At 56.7% G+C, this 19,615-nt stretch carries 13 protein-coding genes; 9 read left to right on the top strand and 4 right to left on the bottom strand.

Translation table 11 applies throughout. The features are described from left to right. Positions 1–44 precede the first annotated feature (44 nt). Entirely contained in the window at positions 45–407 is a 363-nt protein-coding gene (locus ACRESJ_RS01840; protein WP_431756361.1) for a response regulator, read from the bottom strand. Positions 408–666: 259 nt separating this feature from the next. Here ACRESJ_RS01840 and ACRESJ_RS01845 point away from each other — a divergent pair, with 259 nt between their 5' ends. The 5 genes from ACRESJ_RS01845 to ACRESJ_RS01865 all read left to right on the top strand — a co-directional run bounded on the left by ACRESJ_RS01845 (position 667) and on the right by ACRESJ_RS01865 (position 7,208). Next, positions 667–4,155, top strand: coding sequence for a response regulator (locus ACRESJ_RS01845; protein WP_431756362.1), 3,489 nt, complete (start codon positions 667–669; stop codon positions 4,153–4,155). Positions 4,156–4,172: 17 nt separating this feature from the next. Then, positions 4,173–4,988 carry a CheR family methyltransferase gene (locus ACRESJ_RS01850; protein ID WP_431756363.1) on the top strand — a complete coding sequence of 272 codons (816 nt, stop codon included), beginning with the start codon at positions 4,173–4,175 and terminating at the stop codon, positions 4,986–4,988. Continuing rightward, positions 4,985–5,578 carry a chemotaxis protein CheB gene (locus tag ACRESJ_RS01855; RefSeq protein ID WP_431756364.1) on the top strand — a complete coding sequence of 198 codons (594 nt, stop codon included), beginning with the start codon at positions 4,985–4,987 and terminating at the stop codon, positions 5,576–5,578. The genes ACRESJ_RS01850 and ACRESJ_RS01855 overlap by 4 nt, the downstream gene beginning before the upstream one ends. After that, positions 5,572–6,753 carry a hybrid sensor histidine kinase/response regulator gene (locus tag ACRESJ_RS01860; protein ID WP_431756365.1) on the top strand — a complete coding sequence of 394 codons (1,182 nt, stop codon included), beginning with the start codon at positions 5,572–5,574 and terminating at the stop codon, positions 6,751–6,753. The genes ACRESJ_RS01855 and ACRESJ_RS01860 overlap by 7 nt, the downstream gene beginning before the upstream one ends. Positions 6,754–6,830: 77 nt before the next feature. Next, complete coding sequence (locus ACRESJ_RS01865; protein WP_431756366.1) at positions 6,831–7,208, top strand: response regulator; 378 nt, start codon at positions 6,831–6,833, stop codon at positions 7,206–7,208. Positions 7,209–7,214: 6 nt separating this feature from the next. Here ACRESJ_RS01865 and ACRESJ_RS01870 read toward each other — a convergent pair whose 3' ends face one another. The 3 genes from ACRESJ_RS01870 to ACRESJ_RS01880 form a co-directional block, all read right to left on the bottom strand. Next, positions 7,215–8,885, bottom strand: coding sequence for a response regulator (locus ACRESJ_RS01870; protein WP_431756377.1), 1,671 nt, complete (start codon positions 8,883–8,885; stop codon positions 7,215–7,217). Then, on the bottom strand, positions 8,885–10,387 hold the full coding sequence (locus ACRESJ_RS01875; RefSeq protein ID WP_431756367.1) for an ATPase domain-containing protein: 1,503 nt from the start codon (positions 10,385–10,387) through the stop codon (positions 8,885–8,887). The genes ACRESJ_RS01870 and ACRESJ_RS01875 overlap by 1 nt, the downstream gene beginning before the upstream one ends. Before the next feature lie 120 nt (positions 10,388–10,507). Beyond that, positions 10,508–11,563 carry a tetratricopeptide repeat protein gene (locus tag ACRESJ_RS01880; RefSeq protein ID WP_431756368.1) on the bottom strand — a complete coding sequence of 352 codons (1,056 nt, stop codon included), beginning with the start codon at positions 11,561–11,563 and terminating at the stop codon, positions 10,508–10,510. Between the two features lie 289 nt (positions 11,564–11,852). Here ACRESJ_RS01880 and ACRESJ_RS01885 point away from each other — a divergent pair, with 289 nt between their 5' ends. The 4 genes from ACRESJ_RS01885 to ACRESJ_RS01900 all read left to right on the top strand — a co-directional run bounded on the left by ACRESJ_RS01885 (position 11,853) and on the right by ACRESJ_RS01900 (position 19,340). After that, complete coding sequence (locus ACRESJ_RS01885; RefSeq protein ID WP_431756369.1) at positions 11,853–15,944, top strand: hypothetical protein; 4,092 nt, start codon at positions 11,853–11,855, stop codon at positions 15,942–15,944. An 88-nt stretch (positions 15,945–16,032) separates the two neighbouring features. Continuing rightward, the gene (locus ACRESJ_RS01890) at positions 16,033–18,180 is read left to right on the top strand and encodes an FUSC family protein (protein ID WP_431756370.1); all 2,148 of its coding nucleotides are present in this window, start codon (positions 16,033–16,035) and stop codon (positions 18,178–18,180) included. Continuing rightward, complete coding sequence (locus ACRESJ_RS01895; protein WP_431756371.1) at positions 18,170–18,370, top strand: DUF1656 domain-containing protein; 201 nt, start codon at positions 18,170–18,172, stop codon at positions 18,368–18,370. Before ACRESJ_RS01890 ends, ACRESJ_RS01895 begins: the two co-directional genes overlap by 11 nt. Before the next feature lie 4 nt (positions 18,371–18,374). Next, complete coding sequence (locus ACRESJ_RS01900) at positions 18,375–19,340, top strand: biotin/lipoyl-binding protein (RefSeq protein WP_431756372.1); 966 nt, start codon at positions 18,375–18,377, stop codon at positions 19,338–19,340. Positions 19,341–19,615: the final 275 nt, after the last annotated feature.

The raw sequence follows: 19,615 nt of genomic DNA on the forward strand, positions 1-19,615 counted from the left end.
GATGGATTTGCCCAACGATTTGCAGGCCGCCGCAAATGAAACTGTCAGCTACCCAGGATACCCATCACTTTGTCCCGCAACTGATCAATGGAAAAAGGTTTGCCAATCAGATACATGCCTTCAGGCACATCAATGTTTTCGGCATAACCGCTGGCAAACATGATTGGCAGGGAAGGGCGCAACTTGCGCGCTTCAATGGCCAGCTCCCGGCCATCCATGATCGGCAGGCCGACGTCGGTCATCATCAGGTCAATGTTTTGGCTGATGTCTTTCAGAATTTCCAGCGCCTGTTCGCTGCCCTCCGCTTCAAGCACCTTGAACTCCAGCTCTTCGAGCACGTCGACAATCAGCATGCGCACGATGGCATCGTCTTCGACGACCAGAATGGTGGAGGTGTTGGCGGACATAGTCAGTTTCTCGATCTGGATGGGCGGTTGCCGGTCTATCGAAATTACCGGCCCTCTTGCATCAGTAAGTCGCAGGTCCCGACAAGTTCCCAACGCGCTGTAAAAAGTAGGCTGCAATCAATGGCGCGAAGGATACTCGCTCCTTGGTGTGAGGGCAGCTCAATGTAGGAGTTTGCGTATAAAGGCGTGAGAAAAATGGATCAATGCGCCAGGAATGGGGCAAACTCCTTGGTTTTCACCCGGTTGACAAGGATTGACTATGACCACTGAGTCTTCGGTTGATGAGCAGCGATTTCGTAAACTCCTGAGACGCAACGTCAGCCTGCCGCTGGGCGTCGGCCTCGTCAGTGCTGTGTTTTTTGTGTCACTGATTACTTACCTGCTGTCGACGATTCAGTGGGTCGAGCACTCCGACCGGGTGATCAATAATGCCAATGAAGCGGTCAAGCTGACGGTCGATCTGGAAACCGGCATGCGCGGCTTCCTGCTCAGCGGTGATAACAAGTTTCTCGAACCCTACGAGACCGCCAAGCCGCGAATCGAGGTTGTGCTCAGTACCTTGCTCGAACTGACCGCCGACAACCCGGCTCAGACTGACCGTTTGCAGCGCTTACAAGCATTGCAACAGGAGTGGGCCGATTACGCGCAGTCGATGATCGACTTGCAGCGAAGCAGCGGTGACTACCGCGGTGCGGTCAAGACCGGACGCGGTAAGCGGCTGACCGATGAGGTGCGCAAGCAGTTCGAAGACGTGATCGAGATGGAGCAGCAGTTGCGAGCCGCGCGCAACGAAGAGGTGCGGCGCACCACCATCTGGAGCATCGTGCTGTATCTGCTGTTTATTGCCGGAATCAGCGGATTGCTGGCTTACATCGGCCGTCGTGACCTGCTCAATCTCTCGCAAAGTTACGCCTCCACCCTTGCGGCACGGCAAGCCAGTAACCAGCGCCTGGAACAGCAAGCCTGGCTGCGCACTGGCCAGACCCGGCTTGCCGAACAGGTGTTGGGGCAACTGAGCCTGAACCTGTTGGGCCGCAACATTTTGCAGTTTTGCGCGCAGTACCTGGGTACGGCCGTGGCGGCCCTGTATGTTCGCGAAGAACACGGCGGCCTCAGGCGCGTGGCGTCCTACGGTTTCTCCCGTGAGCAAGAAGAGCGTGAGCAACAGATTTACAGCGATGAAGGCATCGTCGGGCAGGTCGCGCAACAGGCACGACTGATTCGCCTGGACGACGTGCCGAGCGGTTATTTCAAAGTCAGTTCCGGTCTCGGTGAAGGCTTGCCACGCAGTGTGCTGGTGGTACCGACCAGCGATGACGACCGGGTCAACGGCGTGATCGAGTTGGGCTTTTTGCGTGCGCTGACCGACCGTGACATTGAGTTGCTTGAACTGATTGGCGGCAACATCGGCACCGCGATCGAGGCTGCGCGCTATCGCCAGCGCTTGCAGGAAGTGCTGGCTGAAACCCAGCAGCTCAACGAAGAACTGCAGGTGCAACAGGAAGAACTCAAGACCGCCAACGAAGAGCTTGAAGAACAATCGCGGATTCTCAAGGAGTCCCAGGCTCATCTGGAGACCCAGCAGGTCGAGCTCGAACAAACCAATGAGCAACTGGCTGAACAGACCGAAGTGCTTGCCGAACAACGCGACGCCATGGATCTGAAGAACACCGAGCTCAATCAGGCCCAGATCCAGCTCGAAGAACGCGCCGAAGAATTGCAGCGTTCGAGCAAGTACAAGTCCGAATTCCTCGCCAACATGTCCCACGAACTGCGCACACCGCTCAACAGTTCGTTGATCCTGGCCAAGCTGCTCGCGCAAAACCCTCAGGAAAACCTCAGCGCCGAACAGGTCAAGTACGCCGAGTCGATCTACTCGGCCGGCAACGACCTGCTCAACCTGATCAACGACATTCTCGATATTTCCAAAGTCGAGGCCGGCAAACTGGAGATCCGCCCGGAGAACACCAGTGTTGCGCGTCTGGTCGACGGTTTGCGCGGGATGTTCGAGCCGTTGGCGCTGGATAAACAGCTGGATTTCCACGTCGAGCTGCAAGATACGGCGCCAACGATGATGTTCACCGACCGCCAGCGCCTGGAACAGGTCATCAAGAACTTGCTGTCCAACGCTGTGAAGTTCACGGAAAAGGGCCGTGTCAGCCTGAGCGTCGCTCCCGCGCCAAACGATGGCATTGCCTTTATCGTCAGCGATTCCGGGATCGGCATTGCCGCGGAGCATCAGGACAGCATTTTCGAGGCCTTCCGCCAGGCTGACGGCACCACCAACCGCCGATACGGAGGCACCGGGCTGGGACTGTCGATATCCCGCGATCTGGCCGCACTGCTCGGCGGCTCCATCAGCGTTTCCAGCACGCCGGGACAGGGCAGCATGTTTACCCTGGCTTTGCCCCGGCAATACGTCGAGCCGGGCGAAGAATCGGTCGAGCCGATGCGCGCCGCGCCAGTCGCGATTGCGCCCCAGTTCGCTGCGGCCACTGTAGCGCCGCTGATGGCTGAAGATCTTCCGCGCTTCAACGATGACCGCCACAAAGCACCGTTCACCACGCGCTGCATTCTGGTGGTGGAAGATGAAGTGAACTTTGCGAACATCCTCTTCGATCTTGCCCATGAGCTGGGTTACCACTGCCTGGTCGCCCACGGTGCCGACGAAGGCTACGACCTCGCCAGGCAGTTCATTCCCGATGCCATTTTGCTGGACATGCGCCTGCCGGATCATTCCGGCTTGACCGTGCTGCAACGCTTGAAGGAACACGCCGAAACCCGGCATATCCCGGTGCACGTGATTTCCGTCGAGGACCGGGTCGAAGCGGCGATGCACATGGGTGCGATCGGTTATGCGGTCAAGCCGACCACCCGCGAAGAGCTCAAGGATGTATTCGCCCGCCTGGAGTCCAAGTTGACCCAGAAGGTCAAGCACGTATTGCTGGTCGAAGACGACGATTTGCAGCGTGAGAGCATTTCCCGGCTGATTGGTGACGATGACATCGAGATCACTGCCGTCGGCCTCGCGCAGGACGCGCTGGATCTGCTGCGCAACACGATATTCGATTGCATGATCATCGATCTGAAGCTACCGGACATGCTCGGTAATGACCTGCTCAAGCGCATGTCCACCGAGGACATCTGCTCCTTCCCGCCCGTCATCGTCTACACCGGTCGTAACCTGACCCGGGACGAAGAGGCCGAGCTGCGCAGGTATTCACGCTCGATCATCATTAAGGGTGCACGCTCGCCCGAGCGCTTGCTGGATGAGGTGACACTTTTCCTGCACAAAGTCGAATCCCGGTTGTCCCATGACCGTCAGAAGATGCTCAAGACGGCCCGCAGTCGCGACAAGGTCTTCGAAGGGCGCAAAGTGCTGTTGGTGGACGACGATGTACGCAACATCTTCGCCCTCACGAGTGCGTTGGAGCAAAAGGGCGCCGTCGTGGTCATCGGCCGAAACGGTCGTGAGGCGATCGAACGATTGAAGGAAGTCGAAGACATCGATCTGGTGTTGATGGATGTGATGATGCCGCAGATGGATGGCTATGAAGCCACCCTGGAAATCCGCAAGGACCCGCGCTGGCGCAAGCTGCCGATCATTGCGGTGACGGCCAAGGCCATGAAGGACGATCAGGAGCGCTGCCTGCAGGCGGGCGCCAACGATTACCTGGCCAAGCCCATTGACCTTGACCGCCTGTTTTCATTGATTCGTGTGTGGTTACCGAAGATGGAACGTATCTAGTGGAGCGCAATTTTTCCATGGAGCACAACAGCGAAATCGAATTGCGTTTGTTGATCGAGGCGATCTACCTCAAGTACAGCTACGATTTTCGCGATTACTCCGGCGCATCGATCAAGCGCCGAGTGACTCATGCGTTGAGCCAGTTCGAATGCAATACCATTTCGGCCTTGCAGGAAAAGGTCCTGCATGACCCGACGGCCTTCATGCATTTGCTGCAATTGCTGACGATTCCGGTCAGTGAAATGTTCCGTGACCCTTCCCATTTTCTGGCGATTCGCAAGGAAGTGGTGCCGCTGCTCAAGACCTACCCGTCGATCAAGATCTGGATTGCCGGGTGCAGCACCGGAGAAGAGGTCTATTCGATGGCTATTCTGCTGCGCGAAGAAGGTCTGCTGGAGCGCACCATCATCTACGCTACGGACATCAACCCACGCTCACTGGAGAAAGCCAAGCAAGGGATTTTCTCGATGGAAAACGTGCGCGCCTACACTTCTAACTATCAGCAGGCCGGTGGCCAGCGTTCATTCGCTGACTACTATACGGCGGCGTATGGCTACGCGATTTTCGACAAGTCGCTGTGCGAGAACGTGACCTTTGCCGATCACAGCCTGGCAACCGATAGCGTATTTTCAGAAACTCAATTAATTTCATGTCGTAATGTATTGATTTATTTCAATAAAAAGCTTCAAGATCGAGCGTTCGGATTGTTTCACGAGTCGCTGTGCCACCGAGGTTTCCTCGCGCTGGGCAGCAAGGAAACCCCCGATTTTTCGGCTTTCGGCAACCAGTTCCAGCCGCTGGTCAAACAAGAACGGATCTATCGCAAATCATGAGCAGCGCCACGGGTAAGCTCTCCATAGAAGCGATTGTGATCGGTGCGTCGGCTGGCGGGGTCGAGGCGCTGCTCCAGATCCTTGGCCCCCTGCGTAAAGGCTTCAGACTGCCGATCATCGTTGTGCTGCATTTGCCGGAAGAACGTCGCAGCTACGTGACTGAAGTCTTTGCCCGGCGGGTTTCGCTGCCTGTGTTGGAAGCCTGTGACAAAACCCCGGTCGTGGCCGGAACCCTGTACTTCGCAGCGCCGGGCTATCACTTGTCGGTGGAGCGGGACCGCAGTTTTTCCTTGAGCCTGGAAGACCGCGTGCATCACTCGCGTCCAGCCATCGATTACCTGTTTGAATCCGCTGCCGATGTCTATGGCCCACGCCTGGCTGCGGTGTTATTGACCGGTGCCAACCGTGATGGTGCCAAAGGTCTGGCGCGGGTGAAGCAGCGTGGCGGCCTGACCATCGTGCAAGACCCCAAGGAAGCCCAGGTCGCGACCATGCCCCAGGCAGCGTTGAACATGTTTGAGCCTGATCACATTCTTCCCATCAGCGGCATAGGCCGTCTGCTGGTCGAGCTGGAACGAATCGCATGCTAAGTAATATCCAGGCCAAATTACTGATCGTTGACGATCTGCCAGAAAATTTGCTGGCACTTGAAGCGCTGATCAAGCGCGAAGACCGCACCGTGTACAAGGCGCAGTCTGCTGACGAGGCCTTGTCCCTGCTGCTGCAACACGAATTCGCCATGGCCATTCTCGATGTGCAGATGCCTGGCATGAACGGCTTCGAATTGGCCGAGCTGATGCGCGGAACGGAAAAGACCAGGAACATCCCGATCGTGTTTGTCAGTGCCGCCGGCCGTGAACTGAACTACGCGTTCAAGGGCTATGAAAGCGGCGCGGTGGACTTTCTGCACAAACCTCTGGACATCCATGCGGTCAAAAGCAAGGTCAACGTATTCGTCGAGTTGTTTCGCCAGAGCAAGGCCATGAAGCAACAGGTTGAAGAGTTGGAACAGAGCCGTCGCGAGCAGCAAGCACTGCTTGAGCAGTTGCAGAGCACCCAGCAGGAATTGCAACAGGCGGTGCGCATGCGCGATGACTTCATGTCCATCGTGGCCCATGAAGTGCGCACGCCGCTCAACGGCCTGATCCTTGAAACCCAACTGCGCAAGATGCACTTGGCAAGGGAGAACGCCGCGGCGTTCTCCCTCGATAAAATGCACGCCATGGTCGACCGCGACGAGCGGCAGATCAAAAGCCTGATCCGCCTGATCGAAGACATGCTCGATGTGTCACGCATCCGCACGGGCAAGCTGTCGATCCGCCCGTCACGCTTCGATCTGGCGGCGTTGGTCCGCGGTTTGCTGCAGAATTTCGCCCAGCAGATCGAGGCGGCCGAGGCGTCGGTCAGCCTGGATGCCGCTGAACCGGTGGTGGGCGAGTGGGATGAGTTCCGGATCGAGCAGGTGGTGTCCAACCTGCTGACCAATGCCTTGCGCTATGGCGCCAAGAGCCCGATCACGGTGAAGGTCTACAGTGAAAACGGTGAGGCACGGGTGGAAGTCCGTGATTTCGGGATCGGTATCAGCGAAGAGAACCAGCAACGGATTTTTCAACAGTTCGAGCGAGTGTCGGCTAAACACGCCGTCGCCGGGCTGGGATTGGGATTGTTTATTTCCGAACAGATTGTCACCGCCCATGGCGGTACCATTACCGTCCAAAGCCGGATTGGCGAAGGCGCCCTGTTTCGCGTTTGTCTGCCGCTGTAGGAAAACAGCGCGATAAACGCAACCTCTGAGCGACCCCACGGTCGTATCAGCAGCTATTGATCGAACAAAGGCTTCCCATGAGTGAAGATGCACAAGATGTAGTACTCGTCGTAGAGGACGAACCGGTTATCTTGATGGTGCTGACGGATTACCTGTCCGGGCAGGGCTATCGCGTGTTGCAGGCGGAAAACGGCGAACAGGCCTTCGATATTCTGTCGAGCAAACCGCACCTGGACATGTTGATCACCGATTTTCGGCTGCCGGGCGGTATTTCCGGCGTACAGATCGCCGAGCCTGCGGTGAAATTGCGGCCGGACCTCAAGGTGATTTTCATCAGTGGCTACCCGCAGGAAATCCGCGAGACGGGCAGCCCGATTACCCGCAAGGCACCGATCCTGGAAAAACCCTTCGATCTGGATGTGTTGCAGGAAATCATGGAAGAGATGCTCTCGTAGCAAGTGTCAGACTTGGCGAATCATCTCCCGCACCTTCGCCGTCAACAGGTCGAAGGTAAACGGCTTGGTGATCATCTGCATGCCCGGGTCGAGGAAACCGCCACGCACTGCGGCATGTTCGGCATATCCGGTGATAAACAGTACTTTCAACCCGGGTCGGTATTGTCGGCCGATTTCCGCCAGTTGCCGACCATTCATGCCGGGTAGCCCGACGTCGCTGATCAGCAGGTCAATGCGTTGGGCGGAATCGAGAATCGGTACCGCGCTGTCGGCATCGCAGGCTTCGACGAAGGCATAACCCAACTCATTCAGTACCGTGCTGACCAGCACCCGCACGGCCGGATCGTCCTCGACAATCAGCACCGTTTCGCCGTTCTGCGCGAAGAGTGGATGCTGGTTGTCTGTCGGTTGATCCTGCTGCAGTTCCCCACTGTAGCGCGGCAGGAACACACTCACGGTGGTGCCTTCGCCTACCGTGCTTTGGATCGCAACGTGGCCGCCTGATTGTTTGCTGAAGCCGTAGATCATCGACAACCCAAGGCCCGTGCCCTGGCCGATCGGTTTGGTCGTAAAGAATGGGTCAAATGCCCGATTGATGGTGCTTTGGGGCATGCCGCAGCCATCGTCGGTCACGCTTAGCACCACGTAGTCACCCGGCTTGAGATTGCTCTGTAGGTCGGTGAAGTGCTTGTCCAGATGACGATTGGAGGTTTGCACCAGCAGCTTGCCGCCTTCGGGCATGGCATCGCGGGCATTGATGACCAGGTTGAGCAGGGCGCTTTCCAGTTGATTGGGGTCGGCTTCGGCCACCCACAGTTGCTCGCTCAACTGCATGTCCAGTTGAATACTTTCATCGACGCTGCGTTGCAGCAGTTCACCCATGGAGGCCACCAGCTTATTCATCTCCACCGGTTTTGAATCGAGCGACTGGCGACGGGAAAAGGCCAGCAGGCGATGCGTCAACCCGGCAGCACGATTGGCCGATGTCACGCCAAGGTCGATCAGGCTGTCCAGGTCCTCGGTGCGACCACGGGCCAGCCGTCGGCGCAGCAGTTCCAGGCTGCCGATGATACCGGTCAGCATGTTGTTGAAGTCGTGGGCGATACCACCGGTGAGCTGGCCGACCGCTTCCATTTTCTGCGATTGACGCAGAACTTCTTCGTTATGACGCAACTGGGCGGTGCGCTCTTCGACCTGCTGTTCCAGAGTTTCCAGGGTGTTTTGCAGGCGCAGTTCGCTCATGCTCAGGTCCACCATCCGATCCCTGGCTTCGTACTGTCGTCGCCGTCCACGCACAGCGGCGGTCACCAGACTGATCAGGGTCTCCGGATGAAACGGCCGTTCGAGGAACGTGACATTGCCCAGTTGCGGACCGAAACGTGAGGCGGGATTTTGCTCGGGGCCACCGTGATGCGTCAGCAACACGATCGGCAGGTCTGACCAGGCGGGCTGTCGTTCAATCAGTGCTATCAGGGGCTGGAGATCGCAACCCAACAAGGCCTCGGAGGAGATCAGCAGCAGGCCCGCGCCGTGCACCAGTTCGGCGCACAGCCCAAGCAGATCAGCTCTGACCACGCCGTCGAAACCGGCTTCCTTGAGCAACATCAACGCAATCTGACTGTCACGTCCCAGCGGCGCGAGAATGATCGCGCGCTCGGACGTTGCCTGCTCAAGCATCACGGAGCTTCATCCTCGAGCAATGGCATGTTCGCACCCAGATAAGTAGGTACGCCGCGCAGGACGCCCTGGAATGCTTCCAGCGGCTCACCAATGGTCATGCCCTTGGTGCTGATGCGGTACTCACGAATGGTTGATTCATGGCTGCCAGTGCGTTTCTTGATGATAGAAATCGCGCGACGGACCTTGCCCAGCGCTTCGAAATACCGCAGCAGAATCACCGTGTCGGCCAGGTAGGTAATATCCACCGGGGCTTGCATGTCGCCGACCAGTCCGTGTTGGGCGACGGTCATGAAGGTCGCTGCGCCCTTGCGATTGAGGTACAGCAGCAACTCATGCATGTGCAGCACCAAAGCGTTTTCCTCGGGCATCGCGGCTTGATAGCCATTGATGCTGTCGATCACCACCGTTTTGATGTTGCCTTCATCGACGCAGCGCCGAACCCGGTGGGAAAACTCGCCGGGGGAGAGTTCGGCAGCATCCACTTGCTCGATTCTTAAATTACCGCCCTCCTGCAAGGCTTCGAGATCGATACCGAGGTTCTTCATGCGCTCGAACAATAATCCAAGCTCTTCGTCGAATATGAACAGTGCGGCTTTTTCGCCACGGGCGACGGCAGCAGCGGCGAACACCATCGCGATCAGCGATTTACCGGTACCGGCAGGGCCGAGAATCAGCGTGCTCGAACCGGTCTCGATACCGCCGCCGAGCAAAGCGTCCATTTCAACGATGCCGCTGGTCAATTGTTGGCGCACGTAGGTACCGCGATGCTCGGCGGCCACCAGACGCGGGAATACATGCACACCATCGGCCATGATCGTGAAGTCATGGTAGCCGCCCCGATATTTCTGGCCCCGATACTTCACCACACGGATTCGTCGCCGCTCGGCACCGTAGTTGGGTGTCAGTTCTTCAAGGCGAATCACGCCGTGGGCCACACTGTGCACGGTTTTGTCCAGGGACTCGGTGGTCAGGTCATCCAGTAGCAACACTGTGGCGTCGTAGCGCACGAAGTAATGCTTGATCGCAAGAATCTGTCGGCGATAGCGCAGGGAGCTTTGTGCCAGCAGGCGGATTTCGGACAGGCTATCGAGGATCACGCGGGTTGGCTTGACCCGCTCGACCACTTCGAAGATCTGTCGGGTGGCTTCGCCCAGTTCAAGGTCGGAGGAATAAAGGAGCGATTGCTGGTGATCGGCATTGAGCACGCTTTCGGGCGGTGTCAGTTCGAAGATGTGGACGTTTTCACCCAGTTCCCAGCCGTGGGAACGTGCGCCCTGGCGCAATTCGCGCTCGGTTTCCGACAGGGTGATGTACAACGAGCGTTCGCCGGCTTTGGCGCCAGCCAACAGAAAGTGCAAGGCGACGGTGGTCTTGCCGGTGCCCGGCTCACCCTCCAGCAAGAACACGTGACCGCGTGAGAGTCCGCCGTTGAGGATGTCATCCAGGCCCTCGATACCGGTGGCGGCTTTTTCGTTGATCAACTCGTTGGATGCAGACAAATAAGTGCCCTCTTTTGACTAGGGAAACGAGGCAGCGCAGCGAGTATCTGAACCTCGATGGGCTGCCTTTTCACTTGACCGTTGACCGAGACGAGCGTTCAACGAAATTTGCGGCGGGTGTCACAAACCCTGTTGCAGGGCTGGATCGTCTGGATTGAGCTGTTCGAGTTGCGCCAGCAGAATCTGCACGTTTTGCAGTTGCCCGCTTTCCTTCCAGTAATTGATCAGCAACACCCGCGCGCGGCGATCGTTGGGGTGGCGCTGAACGATTTCCTGTAATTGTTTCTGTGCCGCGTCCAGCTCCTGCTCGCCATGCAGTGTGGTGGCCAGATCATAGCGGTAATCCTTGTTGTTCGGTTCAAGCTCCACGGCCTTCGACAGACCGAGCAGGGCAAATTCGCTTTGGCCGTGATGCAACAGCCACAACCCCAAGGCATGCTGCAGATAGGCCGAATCGGGCTGCGTCTTGAGTTGCTTGGCCAACAACTGCTGGGCTGCGTCGTTCTGGCCCAGTTTATCCAGCACCTCGATCTGCATCACCAGAGCCGGCAGGTTGTCCGGGGCCATTCGCAAGGTGTTTTCAAGTGCCTGCTGTGCCTGTTTGAACTCGGCGTTGTGCAGATGCAACCGAGCCAGCTGGTACTGGTTTTCCGCACTTTGTGGTGCATCTTTAAGTGCTAACTGCCAGGCATCGATGGCTTGTTCCAGCGGGCCGAAATACAAGCCAAGGTCATCCGGGGAAAGCCCCAGCAAGGCATTGACCGCGGCAAACCTCACACTCTGGTCACTGTCATCGAGCAAAGGCCCCAATAGCAGACTGCGCTGGCCATTGGGCACCAATCCGCTGATGCTTTTTATGGCAGCTATGCGTACTTCAGGGGATTCATGCTGCAAATCCGCATCTGCCAGTTTCAGGGCCACGGAACTTGGGTAGTTGGGCAATTCGGCATGCAGCCAGACACGGCGTTTCGGCGAAATATCGGGGCGCGCCAATTGCTGGTAAAGCACCCGTGCGGCACCTGGCTGACCGTTTCGAGCCGCTGCCAGCGCTTCGCTGTAGCCGCGTTTGATCGCTTCAGGCACAACGGGGCTCGTGCTGTGCAGAAAGAACCACGCAAGGCCGATGACACACAGGGCACAAAGGCTGATGAGTAGATAACGGCGGGATCGGGGCATGCAAAATCCGGGCTGAGGCGGCATCGAAAGAGTGTCAGCTTTTATCAGTCTGGCGCAGGAGTCAAACCCGGGTTGCTCACCATTGGCCTCCAATGTGTGAACAGGTCGCCCTATAAGCGGTATTTACAAGAGCTTTTCGCAAACCCTCTACATGCTTGGAGACGATCCATAAGAAGCGGAAAGTCGTTCAGTGCCCAGCCCATGTAATGCAACAAGTCTCGCATCGCCGATACTTACGACAGTCAATGATCCAAGGACAGAGACTTCGCTCTCTGCTGCGCTGCGACGAGTGGGGAATAGTTCCGACGCTCTGATTGCCCCGATTGGCATCCCGCCAGCACTGGCTACCACCACGAATGGCGACATTCCACCCCCGATATTGCTGCGAAATCTGTTCGGTGCATCGGATTTCTCTAGTCAAAGCGATCTTGAGTACCAGTGGGCCTCATTTAAAACACAACTGAAGACACAGACACTGTCCGAGCAGGAAGTATTGGCAGTACTCAGCAGCGGGATTTTGCAAACCGAGACGGGCAAAGCCATTGTCGGGCTGTTTTCGGACGCTATGTTGCGGTCGATCCGACCGCTTGGATCGTTGACCCGCGATCATCTGAAAGAAATCGTTAAAGTGGTTTGCGAATTACCGCCCAGTCAATGGCAGTGCGCGCTGGGTGAAAACATCAGGTTTGTGGGTGGACAAGCTCAAGGGGTTGCGGGATTTATCCAGGCACAACTGGTCCGTTCAAGTGATTTGCGGGACGAAAAGATCGCAATCAACGAGTTGCTCACGGATGCTCAGTGGGAATTCCTGAAACAACTCACGACCCAAGGCCGCCAATACATTCGTGCAAGCGATTTCAAACTTTATGATGCGCTGACGATGCTGGAAGACTCGAGCGATCTGCGGCCTTCTCCGGCCGAAGCACACGCGCAGTTGAAAACATTTGTCGACCTTCTTGAAAATTCCGATGTAAAGCGTGTGCGCTGGCCGCAGCACTATGAAGCAGCGGCCAGGGCGTTGTGCGAACAGCTCAAACCCGACGTTGAAGTAGAACAAAGCTGGCTGCAATGGCTGGTCGGCCCCAGTTGGCTGGAAGGGGTGTTTGGGTGCCGGGATTCCTCGTCAGTGCCGAGCAGTCATGTCAAATCTGCACCGACGGATGCAGGCTCAAGATGGTTGCTGTCGGCCCTTGAAACCTTTGAACGCAGTGCGGATTTTTACTCGAACATTACCCACAACGGCCCCCGTGTTCCTCAGAGCTTTGTTGGCAAGTTGTTATGGGTCTGCAACGCTCTGGATACTTTTGGCGCCTTGAAGTTGGACAGTAGCCATATAACTTCCCGCCCCTTGAGATTGGACACGAGTCCTGTTACGGCCCAAGCGGGTTCGCAACCCAATGGTGAGGCGTGGAAAAATGGCGCATCCGATTTTTCCAGGGTGCCGTCCAAACCCATTGCCACTGCTGCAGACCCATTGGCCATGATGAGCCAGATCGCTGCACAGGCGGATGAACTTCTCGGTCAGATCACAGGCAAACTTATGCCGTGGGACAGTGTCGGTGCGCACGAAGTGGTTGAAATGACGGAGTTGTTGCAGGAGTTACCTTCGCCCTATCAACCCACGACAACTAATTTGGAACCACCATCTGCAGATTACTCATCCCAAATGCGGGCAATCGGAGACTATTTTTCCACCTGGCTCGGCCGCATGAGCGGTACCTTGCTCAGCACCGGCGCTGCGACCCTGGGGCGAGCAGGGGATTTGATCGAGCAAAATCCCGGTAAAACCGCGGGCGCGTTTGCTGCGTATGTAGCCATCAGCAACCTTTACGCTCAATGGTTTCTTCCTGAGACTATTTCTCCTGTTCTCTCATCCGTATCGAGCGACGATCAATACTTTTTCGCTGATCCGGTAACTGAAATTGAAGAACATATTCTCGATGACCTGGACTATTTACTTGTGGAGTTCCCAGCCCTGGCTTCAGAACTCGAGGGGCGCGTCAGGCAATCCAGGTACGCTGACCCGCATCTTGACCCTGAACTTTTAGAGGATATCCAGGTGATGCTCCAGGAAACTGCGCAGGATAGTCGCGTCAGCTATAAGGAGCGGATTGAGGAAATCATTCAATTGGCGCAAATCGATGAACTGGATGAGGTGGCCGACTTTTCCACCGATTCGCGCTCCATCCAAGTTGCAGAGTCTGAACCATTGAGCCGCAAACCTCGTAGTGTCGACGCCTTTGGCCTCGTCCCAGGTTACGCACAAGCTCACATAAGGGCCGTGCATTGGGCTGTTGAAGCCTCGCGGGAGATTAAAATGGCACCTGTCTCACTTGAGCAGCAAAAAGGAGAGATAGCACCGGGGCTTACACTCCAGAAGGCTGCCGACAAAGTCATTGAGGCGTTCAGAGCTGCTGAAGCAATCGTCGACCCTCAGCAATTTATACAAAATAGCGTCAACACAATCATCAGCGAATCCAGCCTTCCTCGATCCTTGAAAAGCACACTGAACCCTAAGTCGACGATTGAAGTCAGGTTCAAGGAATCCGTCATGCCGGATAAGTTCAATAACAGGAAAGCCTCTCGGGAAAGAGTTCAGCCATTCACCTTGGCTGAGTTATGTGTCGATTATCACTTACGTGTAAAGGCGAGCAACGAAGAGTTTACGATCCTTTGGCCAAGCCATTTTCCCGAAAGTTTTAAGAATACAATCATCCATGCTGACCTGCAGGCCGCTTATAAGGAAACCATCAAGTCAACGCTGGAGCGCCCGGATGTCAAGGAACTGTGGAAGCTGAGCAAGGAATACGAGCTGAAGACAACCCTGGAGTCCTACAAAAACTCCAGGAATGCATCGGCTGAAGGTATCAGCATTTCTGACAAATTCCTTCAGGGGAAAAAAACATCCCATCTTATTTACCTGAACGATCCCCGAGAAAACAGTCCGTCCAAAGTCAGTAACGCAGTTTATTTAGGCGACAATCTGGACGGGATGGGTTTGTTTGTGTTTTTGGGTGGTAACAACACCGTGATTGAACTGCCCGCAGGAAGCGAGCGAAAGCAGAACGTTATAGAAAATAACAAGCCACTTCAGCAGGCATTGATGGATAGAATCCCGCTCTATGAAAAATTGTCGCGCCAAGACGAAGATTTCAAATATGGAAAACCTGTTTTCAATATATTCAATAAGTACCCACTTTATGCGCCTGTATTGTTTGATTCGTCAAAAGATGCAGTGGAAGATCTGTATAAGCGCCAACTTTCACAAGCGTTGTCCGACATGGATACGCTGGTTTCAACTGATGAAGAACGTTTCACCGATGGATTGATCGCAGCGGTAGGCAAGGTACTGACCGCTTTATCAATAGTTGCATTCTTCCCGGGAGCCAGTGTTCTCGCCACCCACGGTGCTCGCATGGCCGCATCGTTTTTGTTTGGTGCAAGCGCATCCGCTACAGAACTGTTACGTGGCGCAGTCGCAGATGACCCGACCACCGCAGCCAACTTCCGTTCCAATGCCTACCGCGGATTCATCATGGAGTTTGCCGGTCCCTTGGCGGGGAAGTTGTTTGGCAAGACCTTTTCCAGTTTGGTTGCCTCGCGAATAGGTCGTTCAGTTTTCAATGGCATTAAATCAATGGGCCACAAAATCGCCAAACCGATCAAATTCATTCCCCCCATTGTTCCCAATACGGCGGCGCTTACGGCAAAGCTGGAAGCGAAATTCAAAAGCCATCGAACGGTGAGTCAGTTGAAGCAACTGTATAAAGGACCGAAACAGGCGCAAAAGCTGATAAAAGACACGAAAAACGTTCACTTCTCTGGCCCCAAAGAAGGATATGTCTATCAGGGGTTTGTCATGCGGGGCGATAGGCGACCCCCTAAAGAGGTTTTCGAAAAAGGTTTCAAACTACGCACGCCAATAACTGATGTGAGCCAGGTGAATGGCATGCGCGGTGGCTTCGGCGGCGGTAAAGACGCGCTGGACATGGATGGCATGGGGATTTCCACCTCTGCTTACTACAAGCAAAGCGGGGCTGGGGCATTTCAATATGGGGGTGGGCGAGGAGGGTACACGTATCTCGTTGATGGCAGAAACATGAGGGGATATCACTTGTACGCCAATGATCATTGGAAAAAATACCCCGATTCAAAGTTGGGTATGCGACCGTACGAAGTGAATTACGGCCAGGACATCCCGGCTTCGGCAGTGATCGGTGCCTATGACAAACAGGGAAAGTTCATCCCAAATCCCTCGGCTCTTATAAAGAGCATTGAAGGTAGCAGGCCAGCTCAGTTGCCCGGCGGTGTCTTTTATCAACCGGCCATATCAATTTTCAAGTCGGCCCGTTTTAACTCGACCCTGTCAGACCGTTCCTGAAGCATAAAGCCAGGTCTTAAAGGCGCCAATGACACCCAAGCCTGTCGAGACCCCAAAGCTGTGACTACGCTTGCTCAAAGACACATCCATGAGTCGTCCGATGCAAGCGTTGCTGCAATACTTCAAGGCAATCCTCCACCCCGGTCCCGGGGTGTTGCTGTTTGCCTTGCGAACCATTGCGGCCGGGCTTTTGACGCTGTATCTGGCCTTTGTGTTCGACCTCGATCAGCCCAAATGGTCGATCATGGCCGTGGTCATCGTCAGCCAGCCGCTGGCCGGCATGACGCTGGCCCGCAGTTTCGGCCAGGTCATCGGCACCACGTTGGGTGCGGCGGTTGCCGTGGTGATCATGGCGATTTTCCCTCAGGCACCTGTGCCATTTCTCATTACCTTGTCCCTTTGGCTGGCGCTCTGTACCGCCGGTGGCACCTTGTTGCGCTACACCAGTTCCCAGGCCTTTGTGCTCAGCGGCTATACAGCGGTGGTGGTGGGGTTGCTGGCGGTGCCTGATCAGGACGGCACCTTTTTATTGGCAGTAACCCGTGTGACCGAGACGCTGCTGGCGGTGGCGTGCGTGTGTGTTGTCAGCCTGTTGACCGCGCGCCCCGAGGCAGTTGCCAAGGATTACTTCGCCAGGATCGATCAGGTGATCAAGTTACTGGCGACCCATGCCAGCGCGGTCATTCGTACCGAGGAGAGCGAGGCCGAGTTCCACCGTCGCCAAATGCAATTGCTTGGGCAAATCAGTGCGCTGGAGGGCGTGCGCCGGCATCTGTATTACGACGCGCCACGCTTGCGCAGTGCCGATGATCTGGTGCAATTGCTGGGTAACCAGTTGGTGCTGCTGACGGCGCGTCTCACTGCGTTGCGCCATCAGCGCGAGCTGTTATTGGAGCGTTGGGAAGGGGAGATCCCTGAAGAGATCAGGCATCTGCTCACCGAGGAACTGGCGTTTCTCGACGAGCTGGCCCGGCAGGGGCGCGCTATGCCGGCCGAGCAACGCCGGCAGTTTGCTGCGTTGCAACAACGGTTCGATGCACTGGCCTACCGCTCGGAGCAACTGACAGAACCCCTCAAAGCCACATTGCGTTCGTTGTCATGGTCATTGCGTTGGGAACAGGCGCGAATGCTGCAGCAGCTGGAGACGATTCTGGAGTTGAGCGATGCGATCCAGAGCGGACGCGGGGCCAGCAGTGTCTATCGCGGCCAGGCCAACCCGTTGCATCTGGATTTCACCCTGGCGTCGATGAATGCCATTCGCGCCTATTGCGCACTGATGGTGGCTGGCTTGATCTGGATCGAAACCGGTTGGGACGGCGCCCGGGGTGGCATGATCGTGACGGGAATCCTGTGCTCGCTGATGGCGACGTTTCCCCGGCCATTGCTTGCCGCCCAGAGCTTTGCCCGGGGACTGGCACTTGCACTGGTGGCGTCGGCGCTGCTTCAGTTCATGCTGGTGCCGATGATCAGCAACTTCGAGTTGTTGGCCTTGCTGTTGGCGCCGTTGCTGTATGCCGTAGCGGTGGGGTTGGCCAGCCCGCCGACCACCGGCACGGGCATTGGCCTGGGGCTCATTACGTTGCTGATGCTGGGGCCGCAGAACACCGGGTTAGGGCAGAACAGCGCGATCCAGTGGTTTGAATTTGCCGGTGCTTACGTTTGTGCCTGTGCGCTGGCACTGAGTGTGTATGCGCTGATTTTTCCCTTCAGGCCCGGGCTGCGAATTCGAAGGTTGCATCAGGAAAATTGCGAGCAGGTCTACGCTTTACTGAAAACGCCGGCCACGGATCAAAACCAGTTTGCGTTCGAAAGTCGCATGGTTGACCGCCTGACCATGATGCTGGGATTGCTGCCGGCCATTGCAGACAAATCCCTGCACGATTTGTTTGAGGTCAGCCTGGGCAGCATGGCGCTGGGCATTGCGTTGAACCAGCTGCGGCAGCAGGGGCAGAACAATGTGTTGTTGAGCCCTCAGACACAGGAGCGCTTGTTCGCCACCGTTCGGGAGACCGGACGACTGGTCGCCGGTCGGCGCAATATCGAAGTCGATCACGTGCTCGACAACCTGCACGCCTTGGGTGACGAACTGGACACGCTGCATTCAAGCGTCCATGAACACCTGTGGTCGGTGTTTCGCATGCGTGTGGCACTGTTGATCGTGGTGTCATTCGTGCAGCGGTATCGCGGCCACTTTGAAACCACCGACAACCAGGGAGTGCCTGCACTTGCCCATTGATCTGGAAATAGGCGGTGTGTACTTGCCGCCGATTGCCCAGGCACTGTTGCTGGGCCTGCCGATTTTCCTGATGCTGGACTGGGTCTTGCGGCGCTTCGGTGTGCTGCGGTTTGTCTGGCATGAAGCGTTATTCGAAGGCGCACTCTACGCCTGTGTGTGCGCGACGCTGATACTGGTGATGGGAGCCTGATGCCTTGAAAACCCTGCTTGCCCGACTATCGACTGTAGCCGTGGTCGCCCTGGCTTTTGTGCTGGGATGGTTTGCCTGGGAGCATTACACCCGCGCGCCCTGGACCCGTGATGCGCGGGTGCGTGCAGATGTGGTGACCTTGTCCGCCGATGTCGCCGGACGCATCGTCAATCTGGGCGTGCACGATAACCAGCATGTAGAGAAAGGGCAGCTGCTGCTGGAAATCGATCCGTCACGCTACGCCCTGGCGGTCGACCATGCCAGGCGCTCGGTAGAAGTGGCCAAGGCCGCTCTTGGGCAATCGCAAGCGACCATCGTTGCGAGCCAGGCACTGCTCAAGCAGCGGCAAAGTGAGGAGCAGCGGCGGCGGACTCTCAAGGCACGCTCGGCGATCTCCGGTGAAGAGTGGGAAAAATCCAGTACCGAAGTTGCGGTGGCCCAGGCGGACCTGCTGCGAAATCAGGCCAACCTGGGGTTCGCCCAGGCCAATGTGCAACTGGCCATTGCCGCATTGGCCGAGGCCGAGCACGACCTGGAACGTACGCGGGTCGAATCGCCGGTCAGCGGCTACGTCACTAACCTGCTGACGCGACAGGGCGATTATGCGACCGTCGGTGGCCCGCTCGTGGCATTGGTGGACAGTGATTCGTTTTACGTCAGCGGCTACTTCGAAGAAACCAAGTTGCCGCGAATCGGGGAGGGCGACCGGGTCGACATCGAGTTGATGAGTGGGGAGCGTTTTGGCGGTACCGTGCAAAGCATCGCCTTCGCCATCGCCGACCGGGAAAACCTGCCTGGCGGGCGATTGCTCGCCAACATCAATCCCAGCTACACCTGGGTGAAACTGGCGCAGCGGGTGCCGGTGCGGATACAGATCGATGGGGATTATGCGGGGATGGATAAGCTGCGGGCCGGGACTACAGCCACCGTGACCGTTCAGGAAACCCACAACTTTGAAAACCACCGCTAACCCCTGTAGGAGCGAGGCTGCCCGCGAAGGCGGTGTGTCAGGTACCGCAGATTTTGGACGTGCCGGCCTCTTCGCGGGCAAGCCACGCTCCCACAGGTTTTGCTTCGTTCACAAATGATGTGGCTGGCACAGGAACCTGTGGGGCTTGCCCGCGAAGGCGGTGTGTCAGGCACCATTGATATTGGATGTGCCGGCCCCTTCGCGGGCAAGCCACGCTCCCACAGATTTTGCTTCGTTCACGAGTGCTGTGGCTGGCACAGGAACCTGTGGGAGCG

The organism is Pseudomonas sp., assembly GCF_050739655.1.
Taxonomy (GTDB): Bacteria; Pseudomonadota; Gammaproteobacteria; order Pseudomonadales; family Pseudomonadaceae; genus Aquipseudomonas.

Coding starts and splice junctions, on each gene's coding strand:
- ACRESJ_RS01850 (WP_431756363.1), top strand. CDS start 4,173: ATGGAGCACAACAGCGAAATCGAATTGCGTTTGTTGATCGAGGCGATC.
- ACRESJ_RS01890 (WP_431756370.1), top strand. CDS start 16,033: ATGAGTCGTCCGATGCAAGCGTTGCTGCAATACTTCAAGGCAATCCTC.
- ACRESJ_RS01845 (WP_431756362.1), top strand. CDS start 667: ATGACCACTGAGTCTTCGGTTGATGAGCAGCGATTTCGTAAACTCCTG.
- ACRESJ_RS01870 (WP_431756377.1), bottom strand. CDS start 8,885: ATGCTTGAGCAGGCAACGTCCGAGCGCGCGATCATTCTCGCGCCGCTG.
- ACRESJ_RS01865 (WP_431756366.1), top strand. CDS start 6,831: ATGAGTGAAGATGCACAAGATGTAGTACTCGTCGTAGAGGACGAACCG.
- ACRESJ_RS01880 (WP_431756368.1), bottom strand. CDS start 11,563: ATGCCCCGATCCCGCCGTTATCTACTCATCAGCCTTTGTGCCCTGTGT.
- ACRESJ_RS01855 (WP_431756364.1), top strand. CDS start 4,985: ATGAGCAGCGCCACGGGTAAGCTCTCCATAGAAGCGATTGTGATCGGT.
- ACRESJ_RS01860 (WP_431756365.1), top strand. CDS start 5,572: ATGCTAAGTAATATCCAGGCCAAATTACTGATCGTTGACGATCTGCCA.
- ACRESJ_RS01840 (WP_431756361.1), bottom strand. CDS start 407: ATGTCCGCCAACACCTCCACCATTCTGGTCGTCGAAGACGATGCCATC.